General features: G+C 46.4%; 33 protein-coding genes and 1 pseudogene. 33 read left to right on the forward strand and 1 reads right to left on the reverse strand.

The genetic code is table 11. The annotated features are described in order from the left end of the window. The 33 genes and pseudogenes from A3K86_RS22940 to A3K86_RS09345 all read left to right on the forward strand — a co-directional run. On the forward strand, nucleotides 1–386 hold a 386-nt coding region (locus A3K86_RS22940; RefSeq protein ID WP_269747609.1), incomplete at both ends, for an EF-Tu/IF-2/RF-3 family GTPase. A 1-nt stretch (nucleotide 387) separates the two neighbouring features. Further along, a pseudogene (locus A3K86_RS22945) lies at nucleotides 388–497 on the forward strand (EF-Tu C-terminal domain-related protein); the annotation flags it as partial. 231 nt (nucleotides 498–728) lie between these two features. Continuing rightward, nucleotides 729–917, forward strand: coding sequence for a (2Fe-2S)-binding protein (locus A3K86_RS22465; RefSeq protein ID WP_084406554.1), 189 nt, complete (start codon nucleotides 729–731; stop codon nucleotides 915–917). 84 nt (nucleotides 918–1001) lie between these two features. Then, on the forward strand, nucleotides 1002–1481 hold the full coding sequence (gene bfr / locus A3K86_RS09195) for a bacterioferritin (protein ID WP_068330615.1): 480 nt from the start codon (nucleotides 1002–1004) through the stop codon (nucleotides 1479–1481). Nucleotides 1482–1885: 404 nt separating this feature from the next. After that, nucleotides 1886–2197 carry a 30S ribosomal protein S10 gene (gene rpsJ / locus A3K86_RS09205; RefSeq protein WP_068330617.1) on the forward strand — a complete coding sequence of 104 codons (312 nt, stop codon included), beginning with the start codon at nucleotides 1886–1888 and terminating at the stop codon, nucleotides 2195–2197. Nucleotides 2198–2211: 14 nt separating this feature from the next. Then, the gene (rplC, locus tag A3K86_RS09210) at nucleotides 2212–2841 is read left to right on the forward strand and encodes a 50S ribosomal protein L3 (RefSeq protein ID WP_068330618.1); all 630 of its coding nucleotides are present in this window, start codon (nucleotides 2212–2214) and stop codon (nucleotides 2839–2841) included. Nucleotides 2842–2857: 16 nt separating this feature from the next. Further along, nucleotides 2858–3460: a 50S ribosomal protein L4 gene (rplD, locus tag A3K86_RS09215; RefSeq protein WP_068330619.1), complete on the forward strand. Its 603-nt coding sequence runs from the start codon at nucleotides 2858–2860 to the stop codon at nucleotides 3458–3460. After that, nucleotides 3457–3759, forward strand: a complete 303-nt coding sequence (gene rplW / locus A3K86_RS09220) for a 50S ribosomal protein L23 (protein WP_068330620.1) — start codon at nucleotides 3457–3459, stop codon at nucleotides 3757–3759. The genes rplD and rplW overlap by 4 nt, the downstream gene beginning before the upstream one ends. Nucleotides 3760–3777: 18 nt before the next feature. Further along, entirely contained in the window at nucleotides 3778–4602 is an 825-nt protein-coding gene (gene rplB, locus A3K86_RS09225; protein WP_068330621.1) for a 50S ribosomal protein L2, read from the forward strand. A gap of 18 nt (nucleotides 4603–4620) precedes the next feature. Further along, the gene (gene rpsS, locus A3K86_RS09230; protein WP_005302795.1) at nucleotides 4621–4899 is read left to right on the forward strand and encodes a 30S ribosomal protein S19; all 279 of its coding nucleotides are present in this window, start codon (nucleotides 4621–4623) and stop codon (nucleotides 4897–4899) included. A gap of 14 nt (nucleotides 4900–4913) precedes the next feature. After that, a complete protein-coding gene (gene rplV, locus A3K86_RS09235; RefSeq protein WP_068330622.1) occupies nucleotides 4914–5246 on the forward strand; it encodes a 50S ribosomal protein L22 in 333 nt (110 codons plus the stop codon). 19 nt (nucleotides 5247–5265) lie between these two features. Continuing rightward, entirely contained in the window at nucleotides 5266–5955 is a 690-nt protein-coding gene (gene rpsC / locus A3K86_RS09240) for a 30S ribosomal protein S3 (protein ID WP_068330623.1), read from the forward strand. A gap of 11 nt (nucleotides 5956–5966) precedes the next feature. Further along, on the forward strand, nucleotides 5967–6377 hold the full coding sequence (gene rplP / locus A3K86_RS09245; RefSeq protein WP_068330624.1) for a 50S ribosomal protein L16: 411 nt from the start codon (nucleotides 5967–5969) through the stop codon (nucleotides 6375–6377). Then, nucleotides 6377–6568, forward strand: coding sequence for a 50S ribosomal protein L29 (gene rpmC / locus A3K86_RS09250; RefSeq protein WP_064606085.1), 192 nt, complete (start codon nucleotides 6377–6379; stop codon nucleotides 6566–6568). Before rplP ends, rpmC begins: the two co-directional genes overlap by 1 nt. Continuing rightward, nucleotides 6568–6822, forward strand: coding sequence for a 30S ribosomal protein S17 (gene rpsQ / locus A3K86_RS09255; protein WP_068330625.1), 255 nt, complete (start codon nucleotides 6568–6570; stop codon nucleotides 6820–6822). Before rpmC ends, rpsQ begins: the two co-directional genes overlap by 1 nt. A 165-nt stretch (nucleotides 6823–6987) precedes the next feature. After that, on the forward strand, nucleotides 6988–7359 hold the full coding sequence (gene rplN, locus A3K86_RS09260) for a 50S ribosomal protein L14 (protein WP_048900850.1): 372 nt from the start codon (nucleotides 6988–6990) through the stop codon (nucleotides 7357–7359). A 10-nt stretch (nucleotides 7360–7369) separates the two neighbouring features. Further along, complete coding sequence (rplX, locus tag A3K86_RS09265) at nucleotides 7370–7681, forward strand: 50S ribosomal protein L24 (protein ID WP_068330626.1); 312 nt, start codon at nucleotides 7370–7372, stop codon at nucleotides 7679–7681. A gap of 14 nt (nucleotides 7682–7695) precedes the next feature. Further along, nucleotides 7696–8235, forward strand: a complete 540-nt coding sequence (gene rplE / locus A3K86_RS09270; protein ID WP_068330627.1) for a 50S ribosomal protein L5 — start codon at nucleotides 7696–7698, stop codon at nucleotides 8233–8235. Between the two features lie 15 nt (nucleotides 8236–8250). Beyond that, nucleotides 8251–8556, forward strand: a complete 306-nt coding sequence (gene rpsN, locus A3K86_RS09275) for a 30S ribosomal protein S14 (protein WP_068330628.1) — start codon at nucleotides 8251–8253, stop codon at nucleotides 8554–8556. 35 nt (nucleotides 8557–8591) lie between these two features. Further along, nucleotides 8592–8984, forward strand: a complete 393-nt coding sequence (gene rpsH, locus A3K86_RS09280; protein ID WP_068330629.1) for a 30S ribosomal protein S8 — start codon at nucleotides 8592–8594, stop codon at nucleotides 8982–8984. 12 nt (nucleotides 8985–8996) lie between these two features. After that, the gene (gene rplF, locus A3K86_RS09285; protein ID WP_068330630.1) at nucleotides 8997–9530 is read left to right on the forward strand and encodes a 50S ribosomal protein L6; all 534 of its coding nucleotides are present in this window, start codon (nucleotides 8997–8999) and stop codon (nucleotides 9528–9530) included. A gap of 9 nt (nucleotides 9531–9539) precedes the next feature. After that, on the forward strand, nucleotides 9540–9893 hold the full coding sequence (gene rplR, locus A3K86_RS09290) for a 50S ribosomal protein L18 (protein WP_068330631.1): 354 nt from the start codon (nucleotides 9540–9542) through the stop codon (nucleotides 9891–9893). A gap of 12 nt (nucleotides 9894–9905) precedes the next feature. Further along, complete coding sequence (gene rpsE / locus A3K86_RS09295; RefSeq protein ID WP_036817708.1) at nucleotides 9906–10403, forward strand: 30S ribosomal protein S5; 498 nt, start codon at nucleotides 9906–9908, stop codon at nucleotides 10401–10403. Between the two features lie 5 nt (nucleotides 10404–10408). Further along, a complete protein-coding gene (gene rpmD, locus A3K86_RS09300; protein ID WP_068330632.1) occupies nucleotides 10409–10588 on the forward strand; it encodes a 50S ribosomal protein L30 in 180 nt (59 codons plus the stop codon). Between the two features lie 5 nt (nucleotides 10589–10593). After that, nucleotides 10594–11028, forward strand: coding sequence for a 50S ribosomal protein L15 (gene rplO, locus A3K86_RS09305; RefSeq protein WP_068330633.1), 435 nt, complete (start codon nucleotides 10594–10596; stop codon nucleotides 11026–11028). A gap of 22 nt (nucleotides 11029–11050) precedes the next feature. Next, nucleotides 11051–12376 carry a preprotein translocase subunit SecY gene (gene secY / locus A3K86_RS09310; RefSeq protein WP_068330634.1) on the forward strand — a complete coding sequence of 442 codons (1326 nt, stop codon included), beginning with the start codon at nucleotides 11051–11053 and terminating at the stop codon, nucleotides 12374–12376. A 30-nt stretch (nucleotides 12377–12406) separates the two neighbouring features. Next, nucleotides 12407–12520 (forward strand): 50S ribosomal protein L36, encoded by a 114-nt coding sequence (gene rpmJ, locus A3K86_RS09315; RefSeq protein ID WP_000868186.1) that lies wholly within the window; start codon nucleotides 12407–12409, stop codon nucleotides 12518–12520. A gap of 143 nt (nucleotides 12521–12663) precedes the next feature. Beyond that, a complete protein-coding gene (rpsM, locus tag A3K86_RS09320; protein ID WP_068330635.1) occupies nucleotides 12664–13020 on the forward strand; it encodes a 30S ribosomal protein S13 in 357 nt (118 codons plus the stop codon). Between the two features lie 19 nt (nucleotides 13021–13039). After that, entirely contained in the window at nucleotides 13040–13429 is a 390-nt protein-coding gene (rpsK, locus tag A3K86_RS09325) for a 30S ribosomal protein S11 (RefSeq protein WP_005370963.1), read from the forward strand. Between the two features lie 32 nt (nucleotides 13430–13461). Further along, a complete protein-coding gene (rpsD, locus tag A3K86_RS09330) occupies nucleotides 13462–14082 on the forward strand; it encodes a 30S ribosomal protein S4 (RefSeq protein ID WP_068330636.1) in 621 nt (206 codons plus the stop codon). 23 nt (nucleotides 14083–14105) lie between these two features. Then, the gene (locus A3K86_RS09335; RefSeq protein WP_068330637.1) at nucleotides 14106–15095 is read left to right on the forward strand and encodes a DNA-directed RNA polymerase subunit alpha; all 990 of its coding nucleotides are present in this window, start codon (nucleotides 14106–14108) and stop codon (nucleotides 15093–15095) included. A 33-nt stretch (nucleotides 15096–15128) separates the two neighbouring features. After that, nucleotides 15129–15512 (forward strand): 50S ribosomal protein L17, encoded by a 384-nt coding sequence (gene rplQ, locus A3K86_RS09340; RefSeq protein ID WP_068330638.1) that lies wholly within the window; start codon nucleotides 15129–15131, stop codon nucleotides 15510–15512. 92 nt (nucleotides 15513–15604) lie between these two features. After that, nucleotides 15605–16645 (forward strand): glycosyltransferase family 4 protein, encoded by a 1041-nt coding sequence (locus A3K86_RS09345; RefSeq protein ID WP_068330639.1) that lies wholly within the window; start codon nucleotides 15605–15607, stop codon nucleotides 16643–16645. On the opposite strand, the gene A3K86_RS09350 is transcribed toward A3K86_RS09345, so the two are convergent. Beyond that, nucleotides 16642–18147 (reverse strand): response regulator, encoded by a 1506-nt coding sequence (locus A3K86_RS09350; RefSeq protein WP_068330640.1) that lies wholly within the window; start codon nucleotides 18145–18147, stop codon nucleotides 16642–16644. The genes A3K86_RS09345 and A3K86_RS09350 overlap by 4 nt on opposite strands. Between the last annotated feature and the right edge of the window lie 38 nt (nucleotides 18148–18185).

The following is an 18185-nucleotide window of genomic DNA, read 5'->3' on the forward strand; positions in this document are numbered from 1 at the left end:
TTCATCCTTCCAATCGAAGATGTATTCTCAATCCAAGGCCGTGGTACTGTTGTAACTGGTCGTGTTGAGCAAGGTATCATCACTGTAGGTGACGAAGTAGAAATCGTAGGTATCAAAGAAACTACTTCTACTACTTGTACTGGTGTTGAGATGTTCCGTAAACTTCTTGACGAAGGCCGTGCAGGTGAGAACGTTGGTGTTCTTCTACGTGGTACTAAGCGTGACGAAGTTGAGCGTGGTCAAGTTCTAGCTAAGCCTGGTTCAATCACTCCACACACTACTTTCACTTCAGAAATCTATGTTCTTTCTAAAGATGAAGGCGGTCGTCACACTCCTTTCTTCAAAGGTTACCGTCCACAGTTCTACTTCCGTACAACTGACGTAACNTGACTGTTACTCTAATCGCTCCTATCGCGATGGACGAAGGTCTACGTTTTGCTATCCGTGAAGGTGGCCGTACAGTTGGTGCTGGTGTTGTTGCAACTATCGTTGCTTAATAGCAATTAGTGCATAACTAAGTACCTAAAAAGGGAGCTTCGGCTCCCTTTTTTAATGCCTGTGATTTCTTTCCTTACCTCGCTAACCTCTTCAGTTTCCAACTTATATTTTTCCCCTCGATTTCTTCCTTATTGATAGCTAAATCATCTAAGTGATTTGCATGATCTAAGTGGTAATGAAAACTGTTCTTGTTTATATTTGGTTTTAAGTTAATCAAGAGTGAGCCTAAGATGTACGTTTGTGTATGCCATGCTATTTCGGATAAGAAGATCATGAAGTTAACCCAAGAACACAATTTAGCTGACATACGCGGCATCCGAGAAATAACACCATTAGGCTCTCAATGTGGTAAATGTATTCGCCAAGCAAAGGTGATTATTGAACAGACAGTTGTAAATCGTTATCAGAAAGCGAGTTAATGCCATAGCCAAACGGCTGTGAGCCTTTTGACACTCTTTAGATCGGTTCTATGCTTTAAAGAACTGACAGAGGAGTGTTGCTGCATGAAAGCTGATCCGAAGATTATTCAACATCTCAATAAAGTACTCGGTAACGAATTAGTTGCCATCAACCAGTACTTCCTCCATGCCCGCATGTATAAAGATTGGGGGCTCAAACATCTTGCCGATAAGGAATACCACGAGTCTATCGATGAGATGAATCATGCCGACCACCTTATCGAACGTATTCTGTTTCTCGAAGGGTTACCGAATCTGCAAGATCTCGGCAAACTTAATATTGGTGAAGATACGCAAGAAATGCTCGAATGCGATCTGGCGTTAGAAATGGATGCGATTCCTGATTTACGTGATGCTATCGCGTATGCGGAAGAGGTGCGTGATTATGTTTCTCGCGACTTATTCCAAGACATCTTAGAAGACGAAGAAGAGCATGTGGATTGGTTAGAAACACAGTTGGGCCTAATCGAGAAGATGGGGATTGCCAATTACAACCAAGCGCAAATTGTTGATGAGGATGACTAACGACCTTCCAAAGGTTTTGCTGAGAGTAGGGCAGTGGTGACACTGCCTTTTTTGATCCCATCACGGTGTACTCATTCGTGTTTTGCACTCACCAAGCTCTTGTTATTTCTCGCTCTGATTATTTTTCCAACAAGGCTTGCGTTCTAAATTGTGATCTGTATAATGCTCGCCACTGCCTGAGATAACATTATCTTGTAACTGCAGTTGTGAACCAATAAGCGTTGAGGAAGAAGCTACTGAGTAGCTTAATAATGTATACTCTGACTTATGTTCGCAGTCATTAAATTGACTGACAATGCATCCGAATGGGATGCTACGTTCACATAAATCAATCGGCATTCCCTCGTCTTTACGAGCGTGAGTGGCGATATTGTTTGTGTAATTTTTAATTGGAGCTCTGTCTAATGCAGAACCAACGTATTCGTATCCGCCTGAAAGCGTTCGATCACCGTCTGATCGATGCTTCAACTGCGGAAATCGTTGAAACAGCTAAGCGTACTGGCGCGCAGGTTAAGGGTCCAATCCCTCTACCTACTCGTAAAGAGCGCTTCACTGTTCTTATTTCTCCTCACGTTAATAAGGACGCACGTGACCAGTACGAAATCCGTACTCACAAGCGCCTTATCGACATCGTTGAGCCAACAGACAAAACTGTTGATGCTCTTATGCGTCTAGACCTAGCTGCTGGCGTTGATGTTCAAATCAGCCTAGGTTAAGGGGAGATAAGAGAATGATTGGTCTAATCGGTCGTAAAGTGGGCATGACCCGCATCTTTACCGAAGAAGGCGTTTCTATCCCAGTAACAGTGGTTGAAGTTGAAAACAACCGTGTAACTCAAGTTAAATCTCTTGAGTCTGACGGTTACAACGCAATCCAAGTAACTGCTGGTGCTAAGAAAGCTAGCCGTGTATCTAAGCCAGAAGCTGGTCACTTTGCGAAAGCAGGTGTTGAAGCTGGCCGCGGTCTTTGGGAATTCCGTCTAGAAAATGGTGAAGAGTTTGCAGTTGGCGCTGAGCTAAACGTAGAACTATTCAACGAAATCAAAAAAGTAGACGTTACTGGCACATCTAAAGGTAAGGGCTTCCAAGGCGCTGTTAAGCGTTGGAACTTCCGTACTCAAGATATGACCCACGGTAACTCCTTGTCTCACCGTGCTCCTGGTTCAATTGGCCAATGTCAAACTCCAGGTCGCGTATTTAAAGGCAAGAAAATGGCTGGTCACATGGGTGCTGAGCGTGTAACGACTCAAAACCTAGAGATCGTACGTGTTGACGCTGAGCGCAATCTGCTTCTTATCAAAGGTGCAGTACCAGGTGCTACAGGTGGCAACGTGATCGTTAAACCAGCTGTTAAAGCGTAACGTCGAGGAGTTAGTAATGGAATTGGTAGTCAAAGGCGCAGACGCGCTAACTGTCTCCGAAACTACTTTTGGGCGTGACTTCAATGAAGCGCTTGTACACCAAGTAGTTGTTGCTTTCGCAGCAGGTGCTCGTCAAGGTACACGTGCTCAGAAGACTCGTTCTGACGTTTCTGGTGGTGGCGCTAAGCCATGGCGCCAGAAAGGTACAGGCCGCGCTCGTGCTGGTACAATCCGTAGCCCAATCTGGCGTACGGGTGGTGTAACTTTTGCTGCACGTCCACAGGACCACAGCCAAAAAGTTAACAAGAAAATGTACCGTGGTGCTATGAAAAGCATCCTATCTGAGCTAGTTCGTCAAGAGCGTCTAATCGTTGTTGATAACTTCTCTGTAGAAGCACCTAAAACTAAAGCACTAGTTGCTAAGCTTAAAGAGCTTGAGCTAACTGATGCACTTATCGTAACTGGCGAGCTAGATGAAAATCTATTCCTTGCAGCACGTAACCTATACAAAGTAGACGTTCGTGATGCAGCGGCAATCGACCCAGTTAGCTTGATCGCTTTCGATAAAGTTGTGATGACTGCAGCAGCAGTTAAAGCAGTTGAGGAGATGCTAGCATGATCACTGAAGAGCGTATTTTAAAAGTTCTACGTGCTCCGCACATTTCTGAGAAAGCTACAATGGCAGCTGAGAATGCGAACACTATCGTATTCAAAGTAGCTATTAACGCAACTAAGAAAGAGATCAAAGCAGCAGTTGAAAAACTGTTCGAGGTTGAAGTTAAGTCTGTAAATACTCTTGTTGCTAAGGGTAAGACCAAACGTCAAGGTATGCGCCAAGGCCGTCGTAGCGACTGGAAAAAAGCGTACGTTATCTTGAAAGAAGGTCAAGACATCGACTTCGCTGGTAGTGCAGAGTAAGACTAGGAGCTAAGAAGAATGGCTATTGTTAAATGTAAGCCGACTTCCCCGGGTCGTCGCCACGTAGTTAAAGTGGTTAACTCTGACCTGCATAAGGGTAAGCCGTACGCACCACTACTAGAGAAAAACTCTAAGTCTGGTGGTCGTAACAATAACGGTCGTATCACAGTACGTCACATCGGCGGTGGTAACAAACAACACTACCGTGTAATCGACTTTAAACGTACTAAAGATGGTATCCCAGCGAAAGTTGAGCGTTTGGAATATGATCCAAACCGTAGCGCAAACATCGCGCTAGTACTTTACGCTGACGGTGAACGCCGTTACATCATCGCACCTAAAGGCATCCAAGCTGGTGATACTATCCAGTCTGGTGCAGATGCTGCTATCAAAGTTGGTAACACACTACCAATGCGCAACATCCCAGTAGGTTCTACAGTTCACTGTGTTGAACTTAAGCCTGGTAAAGGTGCTCAGCTGGCTCGTTCAGCTGGTGCATACGCTCAGATCGTTGCTCGTGCAGGCACTTACGTGACTCTACGTCTACGTTCTGGTGAAATGCGTAAAGTTCTTGCTGAAGGTCGTGCGACTCTAGGTGAAGTTGGTAACGCAGAACACATGCTACGTGAGCTAGGTAAAGCTGGTGCTTCACGTTGGCGCGGTGTTCGTCCAACTGTACGTGGTGTTGTAATGAACCCAGTAGATCACCCACACGGTGGTGGTGAAGGTCGTACATCTGGCGGTCGTCACCCAGTTACACCTTGGGGTGTTCCAACTAAGGGTTACAAGACTCGTAAGAACAAACGTACCGACAAGTACATCGTACGTCGTCGTAACAAGTAATTATAAAGAGGATACGCCATGCCACGTTCTCTCAAGAAAGGTCCATTTATTGACCTACACTTGCTGAAGAAGGTAGAGAAAGCGTTGGAAAGCGGTGACAAGAAGCCTGTAAAGACTTGGTCCCGTCGCTCAATGATCATTCCACAAATGATCGGTTTGACCATCGCTGTCCATAATGGTCGTCAGCACGTTCCTGTTTTCGTTTCTGAAGAAATGATCGGTCACAAGCTAGGCGAATTTGCACCAACACGTACTTACCGCGGTCACGCTGCGGATAAGAAAGCTAAGAAGCGCTAAGAGGAGTATAGGTAATGGAAGCTATCGCTAAACATCGCTTTGCTCGCATCTCGCCGCAGAAAGCTCGTTTGGTTGCTGATCAACTACGCGGTAAGCCAGTTGATCAAGCTCTAGAAATTCTAACTTTCAGCAACAAAAAAGCTGCTGATCTAATTAAGAAAGTTCTAGAGTCAGCTATCGCTAACGCAGAACACAACGAAGGCGCAGATATTGATGATCTATCAGTAGCTAAAATCTTCGTTGACGAAGGTCCTATCATGAAGCGCATTATGCCTCGTGCTAAAGGCCGTGCCGATCGCATCTTGAAGCGTTCTAGCCACATCACTGTTGTTGTAGCAGACCGCTAAGAGACTAGGAGAGAAAGCAATGGGTCAAAAAGTACATCCTAATGGTATTCGTCTAGGCATCGTTAAGCCTTGGAATACCACTTGGTTTGCTAACAGCCAAGAGTTCGCTGACAACCTAGACGGCGACTTCAAGGTACGTCAGTTCCTTACTAAAGAACTGAAAAAAGCATCTCTGTCACGCATCGTTATCGAGCGTCCAGCTAAGAGCATCCGTGTAACTATTCACACTGCTCGTCCTGGCGTTGTAATCGGTAAGAAAGGTGAAGACGTTGAGAAACTACGCGCTCGCGTTGCAAAGATCGCTGGTGTTCCAGCTCAGATCAACATCGCTGAAGTACGTAAGCCAGAGCTAGACGGTCAACTAGTTGCAGACAGCATCGCGTCTCAGCTAGAGCGTCGTGTTATGTTCCGTCGCGCTATGAAGCGTGCAGTTCAAAACGCTATGCGTCTTGGCGCTAAAGGTATCAAAGTAGAAGTAAGCGGTCGTCTAGGCGGCGCTGAAATCGCACGTTCAGAGTGGTACCGTGAAGGTCGTGTACCTCTACACACTCTTCGTGCTGACATTGATTACGCAACTTCTTCGGCTCACACCCAATACGGTGTAATTGGCGTTAAAGTTTGGATCTTCAAAGGTGAAGTTCTAGGCGGCATGCCAGTTGAAGAGCCAAAGGCTGACAAGCCTAAGAAGCAGCGCAAAGGCCGTAAATAAGGAGTTTATTGATGCTGCAACCTAAACGCACTAAATTCCGCAAGACTTTTAAAGGTCGTAACCGCGGTTTAGCGAACGGTACTGATGTAAGCTTCGGTACATTTGGTCTTAAAGCAGTTGGCCGTGGTCGTCTGACTGCTCGTCAAATTGAAGCTGCACGTCGTGCTATGACTCGTCATATCAAACGTCAAGGCCAAATCTGGATTCGTGTATTCCCAGACAAACCTATCACATCTAAGCCTCTTGAAGTTCGTCAAGGTAAAGGTAAAGGTAACGTAGAGTACTGGGTAGCTCAAATCCAACCTGGTAAAGTTCTATACGAAATGGATGGTGTTCCTGAAGCACTAGCTCGTGAAGCATTCAACCTTGCTGCACGTAAGCTACCAATCAAGACAACATTCGTAACTAAGGCGGTGATGTGATGAAAGCACAAGATCTGCGCGCTAAAAGCGTTGAAGAGCTTAACGCTGAGCTTGTGAATCTACTACGTGAACAGTTCAACCTGCGTATGCAAGCTGCAACTGGTCAACTACAGCAGACTCACACTCTGAAAGCTGTACGTCGCGATATCGCACGTGTTAAAACCGTTCTGACTGAGAAGGCTGGCGCATAATGAGCGAACAAATTCGTACTCAGCTTGGTCGTGTAGTTAGCGACAAAGGCGACAAGTCTATTGTTGTTGCAATCGAGCGTAAAGTGAAGCACCCGATCTACGGTAAGTACATCACTCGCACGACTAAACTTCACGCACATGACGAAAACAACGAGTGTGGCCAAGGCGATACTGTTGAGATTCGTGAGTGTCGTCCAATGTCTAAGACTAAGTCTTGGACACTGGTACGTGTAGTTGAAAAGGCTCGCATCTAAGCGAACTTAGCAACTTTATTTAAGCAAGCGGCCCTGAAAAATTTAGGGCCGTTTATTTTTTGTCTACCCATCGGTCGAAAATGGTGTTATTATGCGCCGCCTTTGAGAGAAAAGGCATATCGATCCGAGAGGATCTAGACGTTATAAAATAAGCGGAGCACTAACATGATCCAAATGCAAAGTACGCTAGAAGCAGCGGATAACTCCGGCGCTCGTCGCGTAATGTGTATTAAGGTTCTGGGTGGTTCTCACCGTCGCTATGCACATATCGGTGACATCATCAAAGTTACTGTGAAAGAAGCAATTCCTCGCGGTAAAGTTAAGAAAGGTGATGTACTGAAAGCGGTGGTTGTACGCACCCGTAAAGGCGTTCGTCGTCCAGACGGCTCTGTCATTCGCTTTGACCGTAATGCTTGCGTACTGTTGAACGACACAAGTGAGCAACCAATCGGTACTCGTATCTTCGGCCCAGTGACTCGTGAACTTCGTAACGCGAAATTCATGAAAATCGTGTCACTAGCACCTGAAGTACTGTAAGGAGCGCAAAATGGCAGCTAAAATCCGTCGTAACGACGAAGTTATCGTTCTTACTGGTAAAGATAAAGGTAAGAAAGGTAAAGTAACTAAGGTTCTAGCGACCGGTAAAGTTACCGTTGAAGGTATCAACCTAGTTAAGAAACACCAGAAGCCTGTACCGGCAATGGGTGTTCAAGGTGGCATCGTAGAGCAAGAAGCTGCGATGGACATCTCTAACGTTGCTATCGTTAACGGTGAAGGTAAAGCGGACCGTGTAGGCTTCCGATTTGAAGACGGCAAAAAAGTTCGTTTCTTCAAGTCGACTGGCGAAACTATTAAGTAAGTTGGAGTAGTACTATGGCGAAACTGCATGATTACTACAAAGAGTCTATTGTAAGCGAACTTTCTGAAAAGTTTGAATACAAGAGCATCATGCAAGTCCCAAGGATCGAAAAAATCACACTTAACATGGGTGTGGGTGAAGCGATCAACGACAAGAAGCTTCTAGAGAACGCAGCTGCTGACATGACTGCTATTGCAGGTCAGAAGCCGCTAATCACTAAAGCTCGTAAGTCAGTTGCTGGCTTTAAGATCCGTGAGGGCTACCCTATTGGCTGTAAAGTAACCCTACGTGGCGAACGTATGTGGGACTTTTTCGAGCGTCTAATTGCAATTGCTGTACCTCGTATTCGTGATTTCCGTGGTCTAAACCCGAAATCATTCGACGGTCGTGGTAACTACAGCATGGGCGTTCGTGAGCAGATTATCTTCCCAGAAATCGACTACGATAAAGTAGATCGTGTACGTGGTCTTGATATTACTATCACTACTACTGCAGCATCTGATGAAGAAGCTCATGCTCTGCTTTCTGCTTTTAACTTCCCATTCCGTAAGTAAAAGTAAGGGTTACTAATGGCTAAAGAATCGATGAAGGCGCGTGAAGCTAAACGCGCTAAGCTAGTAGCTAAGTTCGCTGAGAAGCGTTCTGCGCTAAAAGCACAAATTAATGACGTGAATACGTCTGAAGAAGATCGCTGGAATGCAGTGCTAAAACTTCAGTCACTTCCACGTGATTCTAGTCCTTCTCGTCAGCGTAACCGCTGTAACCAGACTGGACGCCCACATGGCTACCTACGTAAGTTTGGTCTATGCCGTATCAAGGTTCGTGAAACTTGCATGAAAGGCGAGATTCCGGGTCTACGTAAGGCAAGCTGGTAATTTATTACCAATTTAGAATCACGGAGTATTGACTTATGAGCATGCAAGATCCGATTTCGGATATGCTGACCCGCATTCGTAACGGTCAGGCAGCGAAAAAAGTTGCTGTTAAAATGCCATCTTCTAAGCAGAAAGTTGCAATCGCTGCACTTCTAAAAGAAGAAGGTTTCGTGGCTGACTACACTGTTACTGGTGAAGTTAAGCCTGAGCTAGAAGTTACACTTAAGTACTTCGAAGCTAACCCAGTTATCGAGCAAATCCAACGTGTATCACGTCCTGGTCTGCGCATCTACAAGAAAAAAGATGCTCTACCATCAGTGATGGGTGGCCTTGGTATTGCTGTTATTTCCACTTCCAAGGGTCTTATGACCGACCGCGCTGCACGCAAAGCGGGTCTTGGCGGTGAGATTATCTGCTACGTAGCTTAATAGGAGTAGGATATGTCTCGTGTTGCAAAAGCACCTGTAGTTATTCCTGCCGGCGTAGAAGTTAAACTTAACGGTCAGGAAGTTACTGTTAAAGGTGGTAAAGGCGAACTAACTCGCGTTATCAACGAAGCAGTAGTTTTAACCCAGGAAGAAAACACCATCACTTTCGGTCCTCGTGAAGGTTTCGATAAGGCTTGGGCACAAGCAGGTACTGCTCGTGCGCTAGTTAACAACATGGTTGTTGGTGTTACTGAAGGTTTCACTAAGAAGCTAATTCTTAAAGGTGTAGGTTACCGTGCTGCTGTTAAAGGCAACTCTGTAGCTCTAACCCTTGGCTTCTCACACCCAGTTGAGCACGAACTGCCAGCAGGCATCAAAGCTGAGTGTCCATCACAAACTGAAATCGTACTAACTGGTACGGATAAGCAAGTGATCGGTCAAGTAGCTGCAGAAATTCGCGCTTACCGTAGCCCTGAGCCTTACAAAGGTAAAGGTGTTCGTTACGCCGATGAAATCGTGCGTACTAAAGAAGCTAAGAAGAAGTAAGGTAACACTATGGATAAGAAAGCATCTCGTATCCGTCGTGCGACCCGTGCACGTCGTAAGATTGCTGAACTGGGCGCAACTCGCCTAGTTGTACACCGCACTCCACGTCACGTGTACGCTCAGGTTATCGCACCTAATGGCTCCGAGGTTATCGCTGCCGCTTCTACCGTAGAAAAAGCGATCCGTGAGCAAGTTAAGAGTACTGGTAACAAGGACGCTGCTGCAGCTGTAGGTAAAGCTATTGCTGAGCGCGCGATTGAAAAAGGCATCTCTAACGTTGCATTCGATCGTTCTGGTTTCCAATACCACGGCCGTGTAGCTGCACTAGCAGAAGCTGCTCGTGAAGCTGGTCTGAAATTCTAAGGTAGGCGGAAGATGGCTAACGAAAAAACACAATCAGATTTGCATGAAAAGCTGATCGCTGTTAACCGTGTTTCTAAAACGGTTAAAGGTGGTCGTATTTTCAGCTTTACTGCACTAACTGTAGTTGGTGACGGTAACGGTCGCATCGGTTTTGGTTACGGTAAGGCACGTGAAGTACCTGCTGCAATCCAAAAAGCGATGGAAAAAGCACGTCGTAACATGGTTACAGTTGCACTAAACGACGGTACTCTACACCACGCTGTTAAAGGTCGCCACACTGGTTCTAAAGTGTACATGCAACCTGCATCAGAAGGTACTGGTATCATCGCCGGTGGTGCAATGCGTGCAGTGCTAGAGGTTGCGGGTGTTCGCAACGTACTAGCTAAAGCATACGGCTCTACAAACCCAATCAACATCGTTCGCGCGACTATTGATGGTTTGAGTGGCATGAACTCTCCAGAAATGATCGCTGCTAAGCGTGGTCTTTCTGTTAAAGAAATTCTGGAGTAATCGACATGGCTAAAACTATTAAAGTAACCCAAACAAAGAGCTCTATCGGTCGTCTACCGAAGCATAAAGCTACTTTGCGTGGCCTAGGCCTTCGTCGCATCAACCACACTGTAGAACTTGAAGATACTGCTTGCGTACGCGGCATGATCAACAAAGTTTTCTACATGGTTAAAGTTGAGGAGTAATCAGAATGCGTTTGAATACTCTATCACCGGCTGCGGGTTCTAAGCCTTCTGCGAAGCGCGTAGGTCGTGGTATCGGTTCTGGCTTGGGCAAAACTTGTGGCCGTGGTCACAAAGGTCAGAAATCACGTTCAGGTGGTTCTGTACGTCCAGGCTTCGAAGGCGGTCAAATGCCTTTGAAACAGCGTCTACCAAAATTCGGTTTTACTTCTCGTAAGAGCCTTGTAACAGCTGAAGTTCGTCTAGCTGAGCTAGCGAAAGTTGAAGGTGACGTAGTAAGCCTTGAAACTCTTAAGGCTGCGAACGTAATCACTAAGAACATCGAGTTCGTGAAAGTTGTACTTTCTGGTGACATCGCTCGCGCTGTAACAGTTAAAGGTCTACGCGTGACTAAAGGCGCTAAAGCTGCTATCGAAGCTGCAGGCGGTAAAATCGAGGAATAATTAACTCGAGGATGAGGTACAGATGGCTAAACAACCAGGACAAGATTTTCGTAGCGCACAAGGTGGCCTAGCAGAGCTTAAGACTCGCCTATTATTCGTAATAGGAGCTATCTTAATTTTCCGAGCTGGCTCTTTTGTGCCTATTCCTGGTATTGACGCTGCTGTACTTGCCGATCTGTTCGAACAGCAAAAGGGTACCATCATTGAACTGTTTAACATGTTCTCTGGTGGTGCACTTGAGCGTGCTTCCATCTTGGCACTGGGCATCATGCCGTATATTTCGGCATCGATCATTGTTCAGTTGTTAACGGTTGTTCACCCAGCTTTGGCTGAGTTGAAGAAGGAAGGGGAGTCTGGTCGTCGTAAGATTAGCCAGTACACTCGTTACGGCACGCTTGTTTTGGCAACCTTCCAAGCAATTGGTATTGCGACGGGGTTACCAAGTATGATTCCAGGCCTAGTGGTTAACCCTGGGCTTGGTTTCTACTTTGTCGCGGTTGTTAGTTTGGTTACCGGTACCATGTTCTTAATGTGGTTAGGTGAGCAAGTTACTGAACGCGGTATTGGTAACGGTATATCTTTGATTATTTTCACTGGTATCGTTGCAGGTTTGCCACCGGCTATTGGACAGACTGTAGAGCAAGCGCGTCAAGGTGAATTGCACGTACTTCTTCTACTGTTAATTGCAGTAATTTCTTTCGCTGTAATCTACTTCGTAGTGTTTATGGAACGTGGTCAACGTCGTATCGTCGTTAACTACGCTAAGCGTCAACAAGGCCGTCGTGTCTTTGCTGCGCAAAGCACTCACTTGCCGTTGAAAATCAACATGGCAGGTGTAATTCCAGCGATTTTTGCATCGAGCATCATTTTGTTCCCAGGCACACTGACTCAGTGGTTTGGACAAACTGAAGGCCTGAGCTGGCTAAGTGAGATTTCACTGGCGCTAAGCCCTGGTCAACCGCTCTATGTAATGCTTTATGCTGCTGCGATTATTTTCTTCTGTTTCTTCTATACCGCGTTGGTGTTTAACCCTCGCGAGACAGCTGATAACTTGAAGAAGTCTGGTGCGTTCGTACCTGGTATTCGCCCGGGCGAGCAGACAGCGAAATACATTGATAAAGTGATGACACGTTTAACCCTAGCGGGTGCAATGTACATTACATTTATCTGTCTGATCCCCGAGTTCATGATGATTGCATGGAACGTTCGCTTCTATTTCGGCGGTACGTCACTACTAATCGTAGTTGTAGTAATCATGGACTTCATGGCTCAAGTTCAGACACTTTTGATGTCTCAACAGTATGAGTCTGTTTTGAAAAAGGCTAATCTTAAGGGCTCAGGCCGTTAAGACTGGTTATTCCATTTACGGAGTTTAGCAATGAAAGTTCGTGCTTCCGTTAAGAAAATCTGCCGTAACTGTAAAGTTATCAAGCGCAACGGTGTTGTGCGTGTAATTTGCAGCGAGCCAAAGCATAAACAACGCCAAGGCTAATTAGCAGAAATATTTCTTGCAAATTGAAGATAGGTTGGCTAAATTAGCCAACCATCTTTTGTGTGTGCAAAAGAATTGTACACCGCTGCGTATCCTCGACGGGCTTTGCAGCGGTTATTCTTGAAAAGTACTAGGAGTGAATAGTGGCCCGTATTGCAGGCATTAACATTCCTGATCAAAAACATTCTGTAATCGCTCTAACAGCGATCTACGGTATCGGTAAAACCCGTTCTAAAGCTATCCTAGCTGAAGTGGGTATTGCTGAAGATGTTAAGATCAGTGAACTGACTGAAGAGCAGATCGATCAACTGCGTGATGGTGTAGCTAAGTACACTGTAGAAGGTGATCTACGTCGTGAAGTATCAATGAACATCAAGCGTCTAATGGACCTTGGCTGTTACCGTGGTCTTCGTCATCGTCGCAGTCTACCACTACGTGGACAGCGTACTAAAACCAACGCTCGCACCCGTAAGGGTCCGCGCAAGCCGATCAAAAAATAATCGGATAAGGTAGAGTACAATGGCAAAACAACCAACTCGCGCTCGTAAGCGCGTACGCAAGCAAGTAGCTGATGGCGTTGCGCACATCCATGCTTCTTTCAACAACACAATCGTAACCATTACTGACCGTCAAGGTAACGCTCTTTCTTGGGCTACTGCAGGTGGTTCTGGTTTCCGTGGTTCTCGTAAATCTACTCCGTTCGCTGCACAGGTTGCTGCTGAGCGTTGTGGTGAAATGGCCAAAGAATATGGCGTTAAGAACCTGGAAGTTATGGTTAAGGGCCCTGGTCCTGGTCGTGAGTCTACTATCCGCGCTCTAAACGCAGCGGGTTTCCGTATCACTAACATTGTTGATGCGACTCCGATCCCTCATAACGGTTGTCGTCCACCTAAGAAACGTCGCGTATAACGTTTCGTTTCTAGGAAAACTGGAGAAAGAACATGGCAAGATATTTGGGTCCTAAGCTGAAGCTTAGCCGTCGTGAAGGCACTGACTTATTCCTTAAGTCTGGTGTACGCGCGATTGATACCAAGTGTAAAATTGACAACGCGCCGGGCCAACATGGTGCTCGTCGTGGTCGTCTGTCTGATTACGGCGTTCAGCTTCGTGAGAAGCAGAAAGTTCGTCGTACATATGGCGTACTAGAAAAACAATTCCGTAACTACTACAAAGAAGCTGCTCGCATTAAAGGCAACACAGGTGAAAACCTGCTGCAACTTCTTGAAGGTCGTCTAGATAACGTAGTTTACCGCATGGGCTTTGGTGCAACTCGCGCAGAAGCACGTCAGCTGGTAAGCCACAAAGCGATCCTAGTTAACGGTCAAGTCGTGAACGTTCCTTCTTTCAAGGTAGCGGCTAACGACGTTGTTAGCATTCGTGAGAAAGCTAAGAACCAAGCACGCATTAAAGCAGCTCTAGAAGTTGCTACACAGCGTGAACTACCGACTTGGGTCGAAGTAGACAACAGCAAAATGGAAGGTACGTTCAAGCGTCTTCCAGAACGTTCTGATTTGTCTGCCGACATCAATGAACACCTGATCGTCGAGCTTTACTCTAAGTAAGGCTATAGTTAAGAGAGGACACAATGCAGGGTTCTGTAACAGAATTTCTTAAGCCACGTCTTGTTGATATCGAACAAGTTAACACGACGCATGCAAAAGTAACTCTTGAGCCACTAGAGCGCGGTTTCGGCCACACTCTAGGTAACGCTCTACGTCGTATTTTATTATCTTCAATGCCGGGTTGTGCCGTAACTGAAGTAGAGATCGACGGTGTGTTACACGAGTACAGCACCAAAGAGGGAGTACAGGAAGATGTTCTTGAAATCCTTCTAAACCTTAAAGGTCTAGCCGTTAAGGTTGAGGGTAAAGACGAAGTTATCCTTACTCTGAACAAATCTGGTGCAGGCCCTGTTGTTGCAGGTGACATCACCCACGACGGTGATGTTGAGATTGCGAACCCAGAACACGTAATCTGCCACCTAACTGATGACAATGCTGACATCAGCATGCGCATCAAGGTAGAGCGTGGTCGTGGCTATGTACCAGCATCTGCTCGTATTCACACTGAGGAAGATGAGCGTCCAATTGGTCGTCTGCTAGTTGATGCAACTTTCAGCCCAGTTGACCGTATTGCTTACGCTGTAGAGGCAGCTCGCGTTGAACAACGTACTGACCTAGACAAGCTAGTAATCGATATGCAGACTAACGGTACACTTGATCCTGAGGAAGCTATTCGTCGTGCAGCAACTATTCTTGCTGAACAATTGGATGCATTCGTAGATCTTCGTGATGTACGTGTTCCTGAAGAGAAAGAAGAGAAGCCGGAGTTCGATCCGATCCTACTGCGTCCTGTAGACGATCTTGAACTAACTGTTCGCTCTGCTAACTGTTTGAAAGCAGAAGCGATCCACTACATCGGTGATCTTGTTCAGCGTACTGAGGTTGAGCTACTTAAAACGCCAAACCTTGGTAAGAAGTCTTTGACAGAAATCAAAGACGTGCTGGCTTCACGTGGTCTGTCTCTAGGCATGCGTCTAGAAAACTGGCCGCCAGCATCAATTGCTGAAGATTAATAGTTACTGATATCTAGTTAGAAGGATTAGGTCATGCGCCATCGTAAGAGTGGTCGTCAACTCAACCGCAACAGCAGTCATCGCAAAGCGATGTTCAGCAACATGGCTAGCTCTCTGGTACGTCACGAGCTTATCAAGACTACCCTGCCTAAGGCAAAAGAGCTACGTCGCGTAATTGAGCCGTTGATTACCCTAGCTAAGACAGACAGTGTTGCTAACCGTCGTCTTGCATTCGCTCGCACTCGTGATAACGAAGTTGTAGCGAAACTATTTAACGAATTAGGTCCACGTTTTGCTCAACGCCCAGGCGGTTACACTCGCATTATGAAATGCGGTTTCCGTGCTGGCGATAAAGCCCCAATGGCTTACATTGAGCTTGTAGATCGTCCTGCAAAGGAAGAAGCTGCTGCTGAATAAGCACTAGCGCGTTAAATTAAAAAGAGCCGAGTCGTAGACTCGGCTTTTTTTTTGCTTGTTGTTTCTTACAACCTTTGGGATGAGGGAACAGCATGATTTATCTTTTGCTCGATAGTGCCGACTTTGGCGGTATCGAAAGCCACGTGTTAGAGTTGGCTGCGTTACTCAATGAGCGCCAACAAGCGGTACAAGTGATGTTTGTACGTGATTACGGTGCGCACCCGCTATATCAGCGTTTAACTGATGCAGGTATTCACTACGCTTGCTTGCTTCCTTCATCTGCTCCTCTTATTTCTTCTTTATCTTGTTTGTCGCGATTTGCGTCGCAGTTATCAGTCTCTGATACCTTACATGCTCATGGTTATAAAGCTTGCTTGTTGGCAAGAGCGCTTGGCTGTATGAGTAAGGCGAAAGTGATCACCAGTTTTCATGCCGGTGAGTCTTTGGCGGGTAAGCTTGCTTTTTATGAGTGGCTGAATCGTGCGACCAGTTTTCTGTCGACGAATATTGCTGTTAGTCGTGCTATTCAAAAACAGATCCCATTTTCTAGCCAGTGGCTACCCAACTTTGTTTCTGTACCTAATGTGGCTCCCCGTTTTGAGCGTGCCCATCACTCGCAATTAGCCTTAGGTTTTGTTGGTCGTTTGTGCGAAGTAAAAGGTATTGACCGTTATTTGGCTTTGGCCGAGCGAAGTGTCAGCATCACTCAACCATCAGCAGACAATCAGTTGCGATGGCATGTGTTTGGTGATGGTGAATGGCAACAGCCGATTTTTTCCAAGGCATCGCTTATCTGGCACGGTAGAGTTGCTAGTATGGCGCCGTATTGGGCGCAGTTGGATGTGCTAATAATGCCATCTCGCGCTGAAGGTTTGCCGATGGCGGCATTGGAAGCAATGGCGCACGGGGTACCCGTGATTGCGACCGATGTGGGAGAGTTAGCTGAATTACTGCCAGCCCAATGTGTTGTTGCTGAGGGTGAATGGCAGCGGCTGCTTCCTTTGGTTCAAGAGTTAGCTTTAGATGAAGCGTATCGTCAAGCGTTAGCATTAGAGCAATTTCAAGTGGTTACTGAGCATTACAGCGCAGATGCAAGTTGGCATCAATTGCGCGAACTGTATGCCTTAGCTTAGGTTTTGCCGCGATAGTGAATACTGACTAAAGTACGATCGTCATTGCTATAGTTAGCCTGATGTTGCCATAGTGTTTGGTGGTGCTGTGTTGTTGCTGCCTGGCTGAGCATCCTTAGTTGCGTGTCATGCCATTTGCCTTCGTGCACACCATCGCTAAAGCAATGTAAGCTATCAGTTGGGGTTAACTGCTGCTGCCAGACACTGAATTCAGTGTGCTCAAATAGCCCTAATAATCCTTGCCCACTACAGACGACTTGGCTTTGTGTCGGTTGGCACAATAGCAACGCAGGCATGCCGGCATTAATGATTTTGACGATACCGCTAGGCTCGAGTTCTATCAGGGTCAAGCAGAGTAAGTGGCAAGACTGACTGCGATAGAGTTGTTGATTCAGGCGTAGGCTTACATCGGTCAGGGATAGTTGCTCGTGTTCAAGGAGACCATTGAGATACCCTAACCACATTGCGCCATTGGCTTTGGCGATACTGCCGTGTCCCATATGATCGCCTATCACCAGCCATTCGTTACGATTGCGACGAGTATGGCGGATCACGAAATCACCGCTGTTTGTATTATCTTGGCTGATTTCGATATGCCATCGAGAATGTTGTTCGTTATGGATACTCCGTGGCAGTGTGATATTGATTTGCTGTTCCAGCTGGCGCCGAAATTGCTGGCTAAGGTGTGTATGGCGGGCGAGTACGCGTCCGATCACATTGATCAAATGCGATCGACGGATCGGTTTGGTGAGGTAGTCATCAATCGCTGAAGCACCTGCCAATTGCACGCTGTGCGTCAAATGGTCGCCAGAGATAAAAACAAAAGGCAGGGTTGCATGATCGGCGTGCTGTTTGACCTCGTCGCGAAACGCGATCCCGCTCATTCCCGGCATGTGCAAGTCGGTTAGCACCAAATCACAATGATTATGTTCAAGCCATGCCATCGCTTGATTTGCATCGCTAAAAACACTCAGTTGATAGTCTTTTTCGAGAAAATGAGCCAATAGTTTTAGCTGGCTGGGGCTGTCGTCGACAATCAAGACATGTTTGCTGTGGGTGGTGTGATTGTCTATTGGCAGTTGAAAACTGAGTCGGTTTTGGCTGGCGCCAATGTGATAGTCGTAATTGAGAAGGCACGCCTTGATCAGGGCTAGCCCCATGCCATGTTCGACGATTTCCACTTCTGCATCAGGCAGTATGGCGTCATCTAGCGCTTGGCATAATTCATTCCAAGGTGAGCCATTGTCGGTGATTTGGAAGACCCAATTCAGCGCGGTAGGGCAATCAACAGACGCTTGACGCCCGAGCTCAAGACACACTTTTGTGGCGGTTTCAGGAGCGTGATCGAGTAAGTTGGCGCAGTACTCAGAGCAGACCAATTGTAATTGCTGTAATACCTTATTATCGATGCCGAGGCTGGTTGCTTTATTGGCTAAGGTCGCGCGAACGTCGGCTAATGTGGCGTAACTTAAGGTAAAACTTCGTTGAAACAGCACTTGCTCCATAATGAGTCTTCCTGCGCAGTTATGTAAATCACAGCGTA

The organism is Photobacterium jeanii (assembly GCF_001650345.1).
GTDB classification, from domain to species: Bacteria; Pseudomonadota; Gammaproteobacteria; order Enterobacterales; family Vibrionaceae; genus Photobacterium; species Photobacterium jeanii.